The sequence below is a fragment of the Domibacillus aminovorans genome, assembly GCF_001643235.1.
Classification (GTDB): Bacteria; Bacillota; Bacilli; order Bacillales; family Domibacillaceae; genus Domibacillus; species Domibacillus aminovorans.
The window spans coordinates 32,885-47,071 of the sequence record NZ_LQWY01000017.1; the positions used below are offsets into that span (position 1 = coordinate 32,885).

Genomic DNA, 14,187 nt, shown 5'->3' on the forward strand with positions numbered 1-14,187 from the left:
GATGATTCTAGTAATCTATTACCTCATGATACGTTTCCAGATGAGCTGCTGAGGGCCATAGGATTCCATGTAGTGGATGTTATCGTATTGATTTTCATATTTGTCCTTCCCAACCCATACACCAGCTGTATAGCCTTCAGTCAGTCCGACGAACCAGAGATCGTGGTAATTATTCGTCGTCCCTGTTTTCCCGCCAATATAAGTGGTCGCAAAGTTTGCTTTTTTACCGGTCCCATTTTTTACAACGTTTGTAAGCATGTCACGCATTTTATATGCTGTAGCGGATGACCAGACACGAACAGGTTCAACTTTCCAAGCGTAAAGCGTGTTGCCTTCAAAATCGGTTACACGTTTAATCGCATGCGGCTTCGTAAATGTACCATCGATAAATGAGGTGTAGGCACCAGCCATTTCAAGAGATGTTACACCAGGATCGATTCCACCGAGTGAGGCGGCGCGCACGTGATCGTCTTCATCGACACGGTTAAAGTCAAATTTATCAAGATAAGAAAATGAACGCTCGATGCCTGTCCGCATGTACGCACGAACAGCGGATGTATTGTGTGATTTCGTTAATGCTTCTTTAATCGTGACCATTCCGTATTCTCTACCACTGTAGTTGTTTGGACACCAATCTCCAACACAGTATTTATCAGCGGAAATAAGATCATTTACACCAGCGCCAAACGTTTCCATGTAAGGTGCGTAATCAAGCAAGGGCTTAATCGTTGATCCGGGCTGACGGTACCCCTGGTGTGCCCGGTTAAATTGTGTCACATCAAAGTCTCTCCCGCCCGACAATGCGACAATGTCACGTGACTGATTTCCGACGACAGCAGCAGATCCTTGCACGGATGAACCAGCGAGTACGTTGTTCACCGCACTGACCGCTTTTTCTTGCATAGAAGGATCAAGCGCCGTATGAATAATAACACCAGAGGCCAGCACTTCTGCTACGCGTGCGTTCAACTTTTCTTGAATCGCTTTGCGCGCATCACCTTCTGCATTAATAAGCTGCTGATCAAATCCTTCTGTTTCAGAGATTAAATCACTGAATTCATCCCTAACATATGTGGAGTAGTCGGGATATTTGTCGAGACGATTGCGTACATTCAGCGTGATTTTTTCGTTTTTAATCTGTTCGGCTTCATCTGCTGTAATAAATTCTTCCCGCGCCATAATGTCAATGAGGCGTTCTTGGCGCTTTTTCGTATTATCAAAGCGTTCCAAAGGATCATAAAGGGACGGATTGTTTGGAATCGCTGCTATAAACGCCATTTGTGCTTTTGACAGCTTGTCCACCGGCTTTTGGAAATAAAACTGCGCCGCGGCTTCCACGCCGTACACGTTATGGTTGAAGTAAATAACATTTAAATATAAATTCAAAATGTCATCTTTTTTGAGCTTTTTCTCAATTTGATACGAGTAAAGTACTTCTGATATTTTCCGAGCCAGTGTCCGGTCCTGCGTTAAATAAATGTTGCGGGCAACTTGCTGAGTAATTGTACTTGCACCTTGCTCGATCTCATCTGACTGGGAATTGACTAAAAACGCCCGCATGACAGCGGCCGCATCGATACCGGAATGCTCATAAAAATGTTTGTCTTCCGATTGTAAAAATAATTCCTTTAAAAAGGCAGGAACTTTTTCACCGTCAACGACAATTCGATTTGGTTGATGAAGCTCGACATACGTGTTGCCATTTGTATCTTTTATCTTGCTTGCCTGTGGCAAATCAACTTCTTTAATAATAATTTTTTCTTCTACATAATCATCAAAAATTTGCACTTTACCTGCTTCGGCATCGGCGTAATAAAACGTCATAACGGATGCAGGGATAAGCAAAATAATGAGGACATACCCAAAAACCGTTCTCATTCACTAACCGCCTTTTTCTGAGGTTTGACTTTTCTTTCTTATGTATAATCATAAAGGAAAAAAAGATGGAAATAAAGGGCTGTTTTTCAAATGAATGAGCTATTCGAACGAAACTTTGTACATAAGTTCGTACTCTTTTTTCACCGATTGGAGTGCTTGTAAGCTGCGGACCGTAAATGCATCATCCTTCGCGATAAGCCGGTTTTCAATTTTAACGACAGCAGCCAGAAGCGAATCGGTATAATTCGCCGCTTCGCCATCGAACGGGTGAACGGCCGATTCGGCGATATTAGCCTGTTCACCTAGGGCAAGTGCTTTCCGCTCGTGAAAAAACGGGACGTCTGCAACGTTTGGATTGTGCAAGTCTCCTTGGACAGGGTGACGCAGCACTGATGATATTTTGACCGTGTAAACACCGGGACGAAAACCTGTAATCGTTCCTGTATATTTGCCTGATTTATAATGCGCTGTTACCGGATCACCAATATTCAATAAAATCTCCTCCTTAAAGATTCATTGTATCAATTTTCCTCATTTAATGGAAATGACACAATCATGATGTTGGATTTATGATGTTCTCTTGCTATAATATACGGGTACGATAGAATGGAGGCATGCAGTGTGCTGACTAATTTGATGCTTGGTTTCGGCAACTTTTTATACTTTCCTGAAGATAAATCTGAGTATATTCCAGCCGCAATATCAATGAGTGTATTCGTTTTAATGGCTGTCGCCGCCTTTTACTTTATTAAACGGGTGTCGAAAAAGGAAGAACAAAAAACAAAACAATTTGAAGAGCAGATCAGTAAGATGAATAAACAAAATAAAGGATAAATGAAAGAAGACATTCCGCGATATGCGGGAGAGGTTCGCGAACTCCCTCTATAAAAAACTAAGAAAAAACCGGCATGTGACGGTTTTTTTCTGTTGTCTTCGCGAGCTTTTTCTTCTTTTTTATATGAATAGAAAGAAGGAAAATAAAGATGCTAAAAGATGAAAAGGCCGTTGTTGTATTTAGCGGCGGCCAGGACAGTACAACGTGTCTGTTCTGGGCAAAACAAACATTTAAAGAAGTGATTGCGGTGACGTTTGATTATGGACAACGTCACGATGCAGAAATTGACGTGGCGAAAGAAATCGCGGCTCATCTTAACGTACCGCATCACATATTAAATATGGGGCTATTAAATCAGCTGGCACCGAACGCGTTGACGCGCACGGATATTGCCATTGAAGAAAGAGAAGGAGAGCCGCCGTCCACATTTGTTGAAGGGCGCAACTTGCTGTTTTTATCGTTTGCAGCTATTCTTGGCAAACAGTACGATGCCCGCCATATTGTGACAGGCGTCTGCGAAACAGATTTCAGCGGCTACCCGGACTGTCGCGATTCGTTTGTCAAATCACTTAATGTGACGCTTAATTTATCAATGGATCATGAGTTTGTTATTCATACACCGCTTATGTGGCTCAATAAGAAAGAAACATGGGCACTGGCCGATCAGCTCGGTGCATTTGAGTACGTACGTGAAAACACACTAACGTGCTATAACGGTGTAAAAGGTTCAGGATGCGGCGAATGCCCTGCCTGCAAACTGCGTCAAAATGGACTCGATCAATACGTTGAGCAAAAAGGGGGAGACGTGTGATGATGCAGCAAATTTATCCGGCTCCGGCGCACGATTTCCGTTATGAGTTAAATAAAGACTTTCAATTTGCTGCGGCGCATTACGTACCGCATGACGAAGCGGGAGCATGCCGGAAGTTACATGGCCACACGTATTTTGCCAACGTGACGGTCGCCGGTGATGAGTTAAACGAATCAGGCTTTCTGACCAACTTTCAATTGATTAAGTCGCTTATACATAAGCGCTTTGACCATACTGTACTAAATGACGATATGTTATTTTCTGAAGACATATCGGAGCGCTTCCCGACAACAGAAGTCGTCGCACGCGTCATTTGGGAAGTTATTCAAAAAGAACTCAATGAAACACCAAATAAACCGAAATGCTTGCAAGTCTATTTGCGCGAAACACCGACAAGTTACGTTGTTTATCGTCCGAAACAAGAGGATTTCTCATGATTCCTGTACTTGAAATTTTTGGTCCGACTGTACAGGGCGAGGGGGCTGTGATTGGCCGGAAAACGATGTTTGTACGGACAGCCGGCTGCGATTACCGTTGTTCCTGGTGCGATTCAGCTTTTACCTGGGACGGCAGTGCGAAAGACGATATCCGTAAAATGACACCTGAAGACATTTATGAAGAACTGCTGGCAATCGGCGGCGACACGTTTGATCACGTGACGATTTCCGGTGGCAACCCGGCACTTTTGCCTCACATTGCCGCCTTGCTCGATTTGTTTAAAGAAAAAGGGATTGTTTCAGCACTTGAAACGCAAGGCTCCAAATTCCAATCGTGGTTTCGTGACATCGACGAGCTGACTATCTCACCGAAACCGCCAAGTTCTGGAATGGACACGGATTTTGATAAGCTAGGTGATATTATTGAACGAACAGCAGGGCAACAGGTCAGTTTAAAAGTCGTTGTCTTTAACGAAGAAGACTTAGCCTTTGCAAAAAAAGTTCATCAGTTTTTTCCGGGCATACCTTTTTACATTCAAGTCGGAAATGATCGTCTCGAGGAAGTAGACGATGAAAAATTGCTCGTCTACTTGGCGGGACGCTATGAATGGCTCATTAACCTTGTGATGCCAGACCCCGAATTTAAACAGGTCCGTGTTCTTCCTCAGCTTCATACGTTTGTATGGGGAAACAAAAAAGGCGTATAATGAACGGCCAGATAATATAAATACCCCGCTGCATGTGCAGACGGGGTATTTGTGAAGAACTAGCTCAATTTTATCGCAGATTAACGGACAGTAAGACCCCCGCTTTAAGAATTAGAAAAAGGATAAGTGTAGGAAAAAAATTCCAGTAAAGGCCCGATGGGTTCGGACCGGCAGGAAGCCGGTCACTCAGGTATTACTGCAGGACACGGCGCTTTTTACCTAGGTTCCTTTTTATTTAGTGGAGAGATAGCAGAATGCAGACTAAGATCGGCACGTCCTGTGACAACGTCTGCATGACCCACATTCTGTGGGCCTAAAACCCCCACTGATGGAAGATTCACTTTATTGAGTCTACTGCTTTTTTCATTCGTTCTACACCGTCCTGCACGAGCGACCGCGGGCAAGCAACATTTATGCGCATAAAGCCTTCGCCGCCAGGTCCGTATTTCGCGCCATTTCCAAGCGCAATGCCAGCGTCTAAAAATAAGGCGAGCAGTTCTTTGTCTGAAAGGCCAAGTTTCCGGCAGTCGATCCAAACGAGGTAGCTGCCTTCCGGCTCCATGACTGTAAGTTCGGGGATTTCCGCTTCCACATACTCCTTCACAAGGCGGTTATTTCTTTGAATGTAGTCAATCGCTTCGTCAAGCCACTCGTGCCCGTAACGATACGCCGCCTCCATTGCTGCAATCCCAAGTCGATTCAGCGTAAATGCCCCCTGACGCGCAAATACTTTTTGAATTTTCGTCCTTACTACATTATTTGGAATGATGAGAGCAGACGCTTGCAGCCCTGCTAAGTTAAATGTTTTGGACGGCGCGATTAATGTGACCGTAAACGCTGAATAGTCTTCAGGTAATGAACTGATCGGTACATGTTTATGAGGTTCCCGGGTTAAGTCGGAATGGATTTCATCGGATACAATATATACACCGTGCTTTTGACAAATGTCTGCAAGCCGCGTTAATTCCTCTTTCGTCCAAACACGGCCTCCGGGATTATGGGGCGAACATAGGACAAACATTTTCGCTTTTTCTGAAATGATTTTTTCTTCAATATCGGCAAAGTTCATTTCATAACGATTATCTTGAAGGAGGAGCTCACTATGAACGAGTTTTCGCTCATTTTTTTCAACCATGTCGAAAAACGGGTTGTAAACAGGAGGCTGCACGATGACCGCGTCGCCTGGCTTTGTTAATGCTTCAATAGCAGCGCCAATTGATGGAACGACGCCGTGATTAAACAGCAGCCATTCTTTTTGAATGACCCAGTTATGGCGAACACTCATCCAAGCAACGATGGATTCACGCGCGGAGTTTGGCACGAGCGTATATCCATAAATACCATGAGCCGCTTCTTTTTGTACCGCTTCTATGACAGCATCCGGTGCTTTAAAGTCCATATCAGCCACCCACATTGGCAGCACATCTTCTTTTCCAAACACAGCTTTCAATTCATCCCACTTCACGGCATTCGTTCCGCGACGCTCGATGACTTCATCAAATCTTGACATCAAATCCACTCTCCTTGACAATAAAGTTACTCCCATTATGTTAATGGAAAACGAAAGGTGATACAAATGAACGAAACTGCACAACTTAATTTTGCGCTAGCTGACGTCCTGAATGGCTTCGATCCATTTGATGCTGGACCAGGCTTTTATGATACGGAAATTGCGGACTCTATTTATGCGGTTCACCGTTTGGACGAAATCAACAAACTCGCTGCAGCGATCCGATCCATTTATGAACATTCTTTTGATGCGCCGATGCCGGGTGGAAATCCAACGGTACTTGCGGAAAAGTTGCTTATGATTAAAAATAACTCTTCATGTTATTTGTGAAAATTCACAAAAATAATCGAAAATTTTATCAAAATGCACAAATGAGCAATGGATTTGTTATAATGAAACATGTAGTTTTTTACATACTTGAGGAGGCTCATCATTATGAAGCTGAATGAAAAAGAAGTGGAAATCCTTGAAATTCTGCAAAAAGACGCACGTTTTGAAGCCGCCGACATTGCGAAAATGATCGGACTTGCGGAAGCGGCAGTAGTGGAGATGATCCGCCGTCTTGAAGAAGAAAAAGTCATTGTTCATTACGCGACGCTTGTAGATTGGGCAAAAATGGACAATTATACTGGCGTAACTGCAATGATTGATGTGAAAGTAACACCGAAGCGCGGCGTGGGCTTTAATGAAGTGGCAGAAAGAATTTACCGTTTTAAAGAAGTCAGCTCGGTTTATTTAATGTCGGGTGTATACGATTTATCGGTGACTGTTGAAGGAAAATCGATGAATGAAATTGCCCGTTTTGTTTCTGAGAAATTATCGACACTTGATTCTGTCGTATCGACAACTACTCATTTCCAATTAAAAAAATATAAGCATGACGGCATGATTTACACATCAAATAAGCAAGATCATCGAATTGTGGTGTCTCCGTGATGACGATGACGAAAAGCTACATTGCTAAATCAGTCGAAAGTATGCGCCCATCTGGTATTCGTAAGTTTTTCGATTTGGCTGCGACGATGGAAGGTGTTGTGTCGCTCGGCGTTGGCGAACCGGATTTTGTCACATCATGGTCGATTCGTGAAGCAGCTATATCTTCATTGGAAAGCGGATTTACCTCCTATACAGCGAATGCGGGATTAATTGAATTGCGCCGTGAAATTTCGCATTATATGAGCAGCCGTTTTCATGTAAACTATTCGCCGCAGGATGAAATCATTATCACAAACGGTGCCAGTCAAGCGCTCGATATCGCGATTCGTGCGATCACTGACCCAGGCGATGAAATTATTGTTGTAGAGCCGTGTTTTGTTTCGTATGCACCGCTAGTGGAACTTGCTGGCGGGAAAGCAGTCACGATTGGTACGACCGGTGAAACAGGATTTAAATTGCAGCCGGAACAGCTTGAAGCGGTCATTACACCGAAAACGAAAGCGATTCTTCTTTGCTATCCGAATAATCCAACAGGAACACAGCTCGATACAGCCGATTTACAGCTTATAGCCGACATTGTAAAAAAGTATGATTTGCTTGTGATTGCGGATGAAATTTATGCAGAACTTGCCTACGATAAAGATCATACATCGATTGCGACACTTGATGGCATGCGTGAACGGACGATTTTAATTAATGGTTTTTCAAAAGCATTTGCTATGACGGGCTGGCGTCTCGGTTTTACATGTGCACCTGAAGATATTTCCAGCGCAATGCTGAAAATTCATCAGTATGCGATGATGTGTGCATCGACACCGGCACAATATGCTGCGGTTGAAGCATTGCAGCATGGCATGGCGGATGTTGAAAGTATGAAAAAGGATTACCGGCGGCGGCGCAATTATCTCGTCCAATCATTGAATGAAATTGGTCTTGACTGTCATTTGCCGGGCGGGGCATTTTACGTCTTCCCATCGATTCAGTCAACAGGTCTTACATCCGAGCAATTTGCGGAACAATTGCTGCTTGAAGAAAAGGTAGCTGTTGTACCGGGTTCTGTTTTTGGTGAAGGTGGGGAAGGGTACATTCGCTGTTCGTATGCTTCTTCTATGTCTCAATTGCAGGAAGCGATCAAACGAATCGGCCTTTTTATCGAAAAAAGAAACATGAATGAAGTTGCCTTAGAAAAATGATAGAAAAATAAAAAAGGAAGAGCGGAATTTTTAGCTCTTCCTTTTTTATGTATCAAATACATTGCTGTACTGCTTTTTTGCGAGGAAAATGAGTCATTAATATCAAGTCATATGAAAGTGTGGTATAATATCGCGACGCATAAAACAAGAAAACAAGAAAACAATTAAAACTGGAGAGATTTGATGGAACAAAAATTTGAACCAGGACAGATTGTCACTGGGAAAATCACCGGTATCCAGCCATATGGTGCGTTTGTCGCACTTGAACATGGCCGTCAAGGACTTGTTCACATATCGGAAATTACCCACGGGTTTGTGCGGGACATTAACGATTATTTAACAATCGGTGAAGACGTAGCGGTCAAAGTGCTGTCGGTTAACGAAGACGAAAGTAAAATCAGTTTATCGATTCGCGCAACAGAAGAAGGCGGTCGGCGTCAGCGTCGGGGCATCTGTATTGATGATGATGGGGACGGCTTTCATCCGTTGAAAGACAAGCTGCAGGAGTGGATTGAACAGTCTGTCAGAGAAGAACGGAAAAAAGGCTGATTGTAAGGCTTGCGAATGGACTGTTTGCCGGCGTACAATGAAGGCGGAAGCACACATGATCAAGTAATGATAAAAATGATGATAAAAGAGGTGAATGTAAATGGCTGAAAATCTAAACTTATTCACATCGACCCAGAATGTCATTAAAGAAGCATTAACAAAATTAGGTTATACAGAAGAAATGTACGAGCTTCTTAAAGAACCACTCCGTATGTTAACGGTACGTATTCCGGTTAAGATGGATGATGGATCAGTCAAAATTTTTACAGGCTACCGTGCACAGCATAACGATGCACCTGGACCGACAAAAGGCGGCGTCCGTTTCCATCCTGAAGTGAATGAAGAAGAAGTGAAAGCGTTATCTATGTGGATGACGTTAAAAGCGGGTATCGTTAATCTACCTTATGGCGGCGGAAAAGGCGGTGTTGTGTGTGATCCACGGCAGCTGTCTATGCGTGAAGTCGAAAATATCAGCCGTGGCTACGTGCGGGCGATTAGCCAAATTGTTGGCCCGACAAAAGATATTCCAGCGCCGGATGTATATACAAATTCGCAGATTATGGCATGGATGATGGATGAATACAGCCGCATCCGTGAATTTGACTCGCCAGGCTTTATAACAGGTAAGCCAATCGCACTTGGCGGATCGCATGGACGTGAAAAAGCGACTGCACAAGGCGTGACCATCTGCATTCATGAAGCGGCGAAAAAACGGGGCATCGATATTCAAGGTGCTCGTGTCGTCGTGCAAGGCTTCGGCAACGCCGGCAGTTACTTAGCAAAATTTATGCATGATGCAGGCGCGAAAGTAGTCGGAATTTCCGATGCATACGGGGGCCTTCACGATCCAGATGGACTAGATATCGATTACTTACTGGACCGCCGCGACAGTTTCGGTACAATTACGACATTGTTTGACAATACGATTACGAACCAGCAGCTGCTTGAGCTTGATTGTGACATACTTGTACCAGCAGCGATTTCCAATCAAATTACCGAGGAAAATGCGTATAACATTCAAGCATCGATCATCGTCGAAGCAGCAAACGGTCCGACATCACTTGAAGCCACGAGAATTCTAACGGAACGCGGAGTTTTGCTCGTGCCGGACGTACTCGCAAGCGCTGGCGGCGTGACCGTTTCTTATTTTGAGTGGGTGCAAAACAACCAAGGTTACTACTGGACGGAAGAAGAAGTGAACGAAAAACTGCATGAAAACTTAATTCAAGCATTCAATAACATTTACGAAGTATCACAGACGCGCGGTGTCGACATGCGTCTTGCCGCTTATATGGTCGGTGTTCGCCGTGCAGCGGAAGCTTCGAAATTTAGAGGATGGGTGTAAACCGGCTGAATTCCAGCCGGTTTTTTTGAATCAAGTTCAATAATTTGAAAAAGATATGATTATTAAGCACAATAAAAAAAGAGAAGGAGTGAAAATAAAATGAATGAATTTGTATACTGGAATCCAGTAAAGTGGATTTTTGGCAAAGATACAGTAAATCAATTGAGAAGCAACGTTGCTTTTTACGGTGAAAATATACTACTCGTATATGGCGGTGGGAGTATGAAAAAAAGCGGTTTGTACGACATTGTTTTAAAAGAATTGCAAGGCTTTAACATAACGGAACTGTCGGGAGTAGAACCGAATCCACGCCTGACAACGGTCAAACGCGGAGCAGAACTATGCCGAGAAAATAATGTCGAATTTATTTTGGCAGTGGGCGGTGGCAGCGTTATTGACTGTGCAAAAGCGGTGGCAGCGGCAGCGAAATTCGATGGAGAGCCGTGGGATTTGGTGACAAGAAAAGCACCTGTTGAAGATGCTATCCCATTTGGTACGATTTTAACATTGGCGGCAACCGCATCTGAAATGAATTCAGGGTCGGTTATTACGAACTGGGAGACGAATGAAAAGCTCGGATGGGGGAGTCCTCATGTATTCCCGAAATTTTCAATATGTGATCCGTTCTGGACGACGACAGTTCCGCGTGATCAGACTACATATGGCATTGTCGACATGATGACGCATATGCTTGAGCAATACTTCCATAATGCGGATCAAACGGATGTGCAGGACCGAATGATCGAAGGAACGCTTAAAACAATTGTCGAAATAGGTCCGAAATTGATGAGTGATCTACAAAATGAAAAATTGCGCGAAACAATCATGTTTGCAGGTACAATCGGTTTAAACGGTATGCTGCAAATGGGATACAAGGGCGACTGGGCGACACACAATATTGAACATGCCGTGTCCGCTATATACGATATTCCACATGGGGGTGGCCTGGCGATTTTATTCCCGAATTGGATGGAGCATACGATTGACGTGAAGCCAGAGCGTTTTAAACAGCTGTCTGTCCGTGTATTTGAGATTGATCCGGAAGGAAAAACGGACAAAGAAGCAGGAATGGAAGGCATTAAAGCGCTACGTGATTTTTGGACATCAATTGAAGCACCTGTCCGCCTGTCAGATTATGATATTGATGACAGCCGCATAGATGAAATGGCGGAAAAAACACTTTTTAACGGCCCGTTCGGTCATTTTACGAATTTAGATCGTGATGATGTGAAAGCTATTTTACGTGCATCTCTTTAACTGGGCAAAAATAAGCCCGATTTTTGCCGTTTTTTTTTCTTGCGAAACTGTGTACAGTCGTATACAGTAAAGTGGAAAATACAGTTAGACGGAGGTTTTTTGAGGATGACGCACATTCAATTTGATTATTCAAATGCTCTTTCGTTTTTCGGCGAACATGAAGTCGCATATTTACGCGATGCCGTAAAAGTAGCGCACCATTCCCTTCATGAAAAAACAGGACAGGGACAGGATTACCTAGGCTGGATTGATTTGCCTGAAGATTATGACAAAGAAGAATTTGTCCGTATTCAAAAAGCGGCGGAAAAAATTCGCAAAGATTCTGACGTGCTTGTTGTCATTGGAATCGGCGGTTCCTACCTTGGCACCCGTGCGGCAATTGATATGCTAAACCATAGCTTCTATAACGTCGTATCATCTGAAAAACGTAACGGTCCACAAGTGGTTTTTGCCGGCAATAATATCAGCTCTACATATATGAGTGACTTGATTGACTTACTTGACGGGAAAAATTGGTCTATTAATGTGATTTCAAAATCGGGTACAACGACAGAACCAGCGTTAGCTTTCCGTATGTACCGTGATTTGCTTGAAAAACAATACGGAAAAGAAGAAGCGAAAAACCGTATTTATGCAACGACAGACCGGGCAAGAGGCGCATTGAAAACGGTTGCAGATGAAGAAGGTTACGAAACATATGTTATTCCAGATGACGTTGGCGGCCGCTATTCCGTCTTAACTGCTGTTGGTTTACTTCCAATTGCAGCAACAGGAGTGGACATTGAAGCAATGATGCAAGGTGCTCGTGATGCACGTGCAGCATACAGCTCGTCTGAACTTGAAGAAAACGGAGCATATCAATATGCAGCAGTTCGAAATATCCTTTATAACAAAGGGAAAACAATTGAAATGCTCATTAACTATGAACCAGGTCTTCAATATTTCTCTGAATGGTGGAAGCAGTTATTCGGCGAAAGTGAAGGGAAAGATGGTAAAGGTATTTTCCCATCATCCGCTAACTTCTCAACAGACCTTCATTCACTTGGTCAATACGTGCAGGAAGGACGCCGCGACTTATTTGAAACAGTCATCCGCGTTGAAAATTCACGTAAGTCATTGGTTGTTGAAAAAGCAGAAAATGATCTGGATGGCTTAAACTACTTAGCTGGTCAAAAGGTTGATTTTGTGAACAACAAAGCATTTGAAGGAGCGCTTTTTGCTCACACAGATGGAGGCGTGCCGAACTTGACTGTGTCTATTCCAGCGATGGATGCATACACATTCGGTTACCTAGTCTATTTCTTTGAAAAAGCATGCGCCCTCAGCGGTTATCTACTTGGTGTCAATCCATTCGATCAGCCGGGTGTAGAAGAATATAAAGTGAATATGTTTGCTCTTCTTGGCAAACCAGGCTATGAAGAAAGAAAAGTAGAATTAGAAAAGAGACTCCGTGGGGAATAATCCCCCCGGAGTTTTTTTATAAAAAGAGTTGCAAGTCTTGGTGAAAGCATTATAATATAATCTAGACATAAAAACGGGGGCATTAGCTCAGCTGGGAGAGCGCTTGCATGGCATGCAAGAGGTCAGCGGTTCGATCCCGCTATGCTCCATATAAACAGCCTGTTTGTGCAGTGGATGAAAAACCTCCTTTCCGGATAACGGGAAAGGAGGTTTTTCATGGCCCTTCAATGTCGACATGCTGTATGTTTGGGATTTCAGAAATGGTACAGTATATTTCAGTCGTCCGCCTTTTAAAATGAACACGGGCTGTGAGTTCGATCAAATGAGCATGATTTGTTTCATCGTATCGAATATGGATACGTTTCACGTCAATATCTTCACGTTCAATGGCTTTTAGAATATCTTGTACGTTATGGTGGCTCGCTGTCATTATCTTGATATATAATAACTTTTCTTTCAAACGTCCAGGTCCGAAGAAACGAATGATGCCGGGTAAAATTTGAACAGCCAATAGTAGCATAATCACACCGGCAATGGCAGCGGAATAAAAACCCGCACCGACGACAATACCTATACCTGCTGCGCCCCAGATCATTGCAGCTGTCGTCAAACCAGAAATGCTGTCATTCGCTCGGTGTAAAATAACGCCTGCGCCAAGAAAGCCGATACCTGATACAATTTGGGCGGCTAGCCGGAGCGGATCCATCGTAATATTGACATCACTGCTGCCAGGATAGCGGTAGACGGATTCAACAGAGACAATCGTGAGCAGACAGCTGATAATTGAGATGACAAGGCTTGTTTTTAATCCGACTGGTTTTTGCTTTAATTCACGTTCCAGCCCGATAATGGCTCCAAGCGCGGAAGAGAGTCCAAGCTTTACAAGCAGATGAGCATCTATAATCCATTCCATGAACAGGTACCTTCTTTCTATAAGAATTTATTCTATTTAAACATAAAAGGTGGTTATTGGGTGGAAAGCGGGTGGTCTTCATGTCTTTTTTTGAAAAAATAAAAACTTTTTCGGAAAAAGACTTGCGTAATGTTAAAAGAACATGTTATATTATTTCTTGTCCGCTAGAGACGCGGCGATAAAAACTTTTGACAGCAGGTAAACGTCGTGTTAAATTAGTGAAACGGCGCTACTAAGATTGAACATTGAAAACTGAACAAAATCAATAAAAACGTCAACGTTTTAGTTTTAAATCTTATCTGGCAGATGCTTGTCATCTGCAGATAAACAAATGAGCAAGTCAAACACTTTTTGG

At 43.3% G+C, this 14,187-nt stretch carries 15 protein-coding genes, 1 tRNA gene and 1 riboswitch; of the genes, 12 read left to right on the plus strand and 4 right to left on the minus strand.

The window, feature by feature from the left end; translation table 11 throughout:
- Window positions 1-18: 18 nt before the first annotated feature.
- Window positions 19-1,878, minus strand: coding sequence for a transglycosylase domain-containing protein (locus tag AWH49_RS08165; protein ID WP_063965290.1), 1,860 nt, complete (start codon window positions 1,876-1,878; stop codon window positions 19-21).
- Window positions 1,879-1,977: 99 nt separating this feature from the next.
- The gene (gene kapB, locus AWH49_RS08170) at window positions 1,978-2,370 is read right to left on the minus strand and encodes a kinase-associated lipoprotein KapB (protein WP_082862726.1); all 393 of its coding nucleotides are present in this window, start codon (window positions 2,368-2,370) and stop codon (window positions 1,978-1,980) included.
- Window positions 2,371-2,499: 129 nt separating this feature from the next.
- On the opposite strand from kapB, the gene AWH49_RS08175 reads away from it, so the two are divergent.
- From AWH49_RS08175 to queE, 4 genes are all read left to right on the plus strand, one after another.
- Window positions 2,500-2,712 carry a hypothetical protein gene (locus tag AWH49_RS08175; RefSeq protein ID WP_082862727.1) on the plus strand — a complete coding sequence of 71 codons (213 nt, stop codon included), beginning with the start codon at window positions 2,500-2,502 and terminating at the stop codon, window positions 2,710-2,712.
- Window positions 2,713-2,736: 24 nt separating this feature from the next.
- A riboswitch (PreQ1 riboswitch) is annotated at window positions 2,737-2,780 on the plus strand.
- An 81-nt stretch (window positions 2,781-2,861) separates the two neighbouring features.
- Window positions 2,862-3,524, plus strand: coding sequence for a 7-cyano-7-deazaguanine synthase QueC (queC, locus tag AWH49_RS08180; RefSeq protein WP_063965292.1), 663 nt, complete (start codon window positions 2,862-2,864; stop codon window positions 3,522-3,524).
- Window positions 3,524-3,961 carry a 6-pyruvoyl trahydropterin synthase family protein gene (locus tag AWH49_RS08185; protein ID WP_018394243.1) on the plus strand — a complete coding sequence of 146 codons (438 nt, stop codon included), beginning with the start codon at window positions 3,524-3,526 and terminating at the stop codon, window positions 3,959-3,961. The genes queC and AWH49_RS08185 overlap by 1 nt, the downstream gene beginning before the upstream one ends.
- Window positions 3,958-4,668, plus strand: coding sequence for a 7-carboxy-7-deazaguanine synthase QueE (gene queE / locus AWH49_RS08190; protein WP_063965293.1), 711 nt, complete (start codon window positions 3,958-3,960; stop codon window positions 4,666-4,668). Before AWH49_RS08185 ends, queE begins: the two co-directional genes overlap by 4 nt.
- Window positions 4,669-5,005: 337 nt before the next feature.
- On the opposite strand, the gene AWH49_RS08195 is transcribed toward queE, so the two are convergent.
- The gene (locus tag AWH49_RS08195) at window positions 5,006-6,178 is read right to left on the minus strand and encodes a MalY/PatB family protein (RefSeq protein ID WP_063965294.1); all 1,173 of its coding nucleotides are present in this window, start codon (window positions 6,176-6,178) and stop codon (window positions 5,006-5,008) included.
- 66 nt (window positions 6,179-6,244) lie between these two features.
- Here AWH49_RS08195 and AWH49_RS08200 point away from each other — a divergent pair, with 66 nt between their 5' ends.
- The 8 genes from AWH49_RS08200 to AWH49_RS08235 all read left to right on the plus strand — a co-directional run bounded on the left by AWH49_RS08200 (window position 6,245) and on the right by AWH49_RS08235 (window position 13,068).
- Entirely contained in the window at window positions 6,245-6,508 is a 264-nt protein-coding gene (locus tag AWH49_RS08200; RefSeq protein WP_018394240.1) for a DUF1871 family protein, read from the plus strand.
- A gap of 105 nt (window positions 6,509-6,613) precedes the next feature.
- Entirely contained in the window at window positions 6,614-7,114 is a 501-nt protein-coding gene (locus AWH49_RS08205; RefSeq protein WP_018394238.1) for an Lrp/AsnC family transcriptional regulator, read from the plus strand.
- A complete protein-coding gene (locus AWH49_RS08210) occupies window positions 7,114-8,307 on the plus strand; it encodes an aminotransferase (RefSeq protein ID WP_018394237.1) in 1,194 nt (397 codons plus the stop codon). The genes AWH49_RS08205 and AWH49_RS08210 overlap by 1 nt, the downstream gene beginning before the upstream one ends.
- 183 nt (window positions 8,308-8,490) lie before the next feature.
- On the plus strand, window positions 8,491-8,856 hold the full coding sequence (gene yugI, locus AWH49_RS08215) for a S1 domain-containing post-transcriptional regulator GSP13 (RefSeq protein ID WP_018394236.1): 366 nt from the start codon (window positions 8,491-8,493) through the stop codon (window positions 8,854-8,856).
- Between the two features lie 100 nt (window positions 8,857-8,956).
- Window positions 8,957-10,201, plus strand: coding sequence for a Glu/Leu/Phe/Val family dehydrogenase (locus AWH49_RS08220; RefSeq protein ID WP_063965295.1), 1,245 nt, complete (start codon window positions 8,957-8,959; stop codon window positions 10,199-10,201).
- A 99-nt stretch (window positions 10,202-10,300) separates the two neighbouring features.
- On the plus strand, window positions 10,301-11,458 hold the full coding sequence (locus AWH49_RS08225; protein WP_063965296.1) for an iron-containing alcohol dehydrogenase: 1,158 nt from the start codon (window positions 10,301-10,303) through the stop codon (window positions 11,456-11,458).
- A gap of 105 nt (window positions 11,459-11,563) precedes the next feature.
- Window positions 11,564-12,919, plus strand: coding sequence for a glucose-6-phosphate isomerase (locus AWH49_RS08230; RefSeq protein WP_063965297.1), 1,356 nt, complete (start codon window positions 11,564-11,566; stop codon window positions 12,917-12,919).
- Window positions 12,920-12,995: 76 nt separating this feature from the next.
- A tRNA-Ala gene (locus AWH49_RS08235) sits at window positions 12,996-13,068 on the plus strand.
- A gap of 65 nt (window positions 13,069-13,133) precedes the next feature.
- Here AWH49_RS08235 and AWH49_RS08240 read toward each other — a convergent pair.
- Window positions 13,134-13,832, minus strand: a complete 699-nt coding sequence (locus AWH49_RS08240) for an MgtC/SapB family protein (RefSeq protein WP_063965298.1) — start codon at window positions 13,830-13,832, stop codon at window positions 13,134-13,136.
- Window positions 13,833-14,187 lie beyond the last annotated feature (355 nt).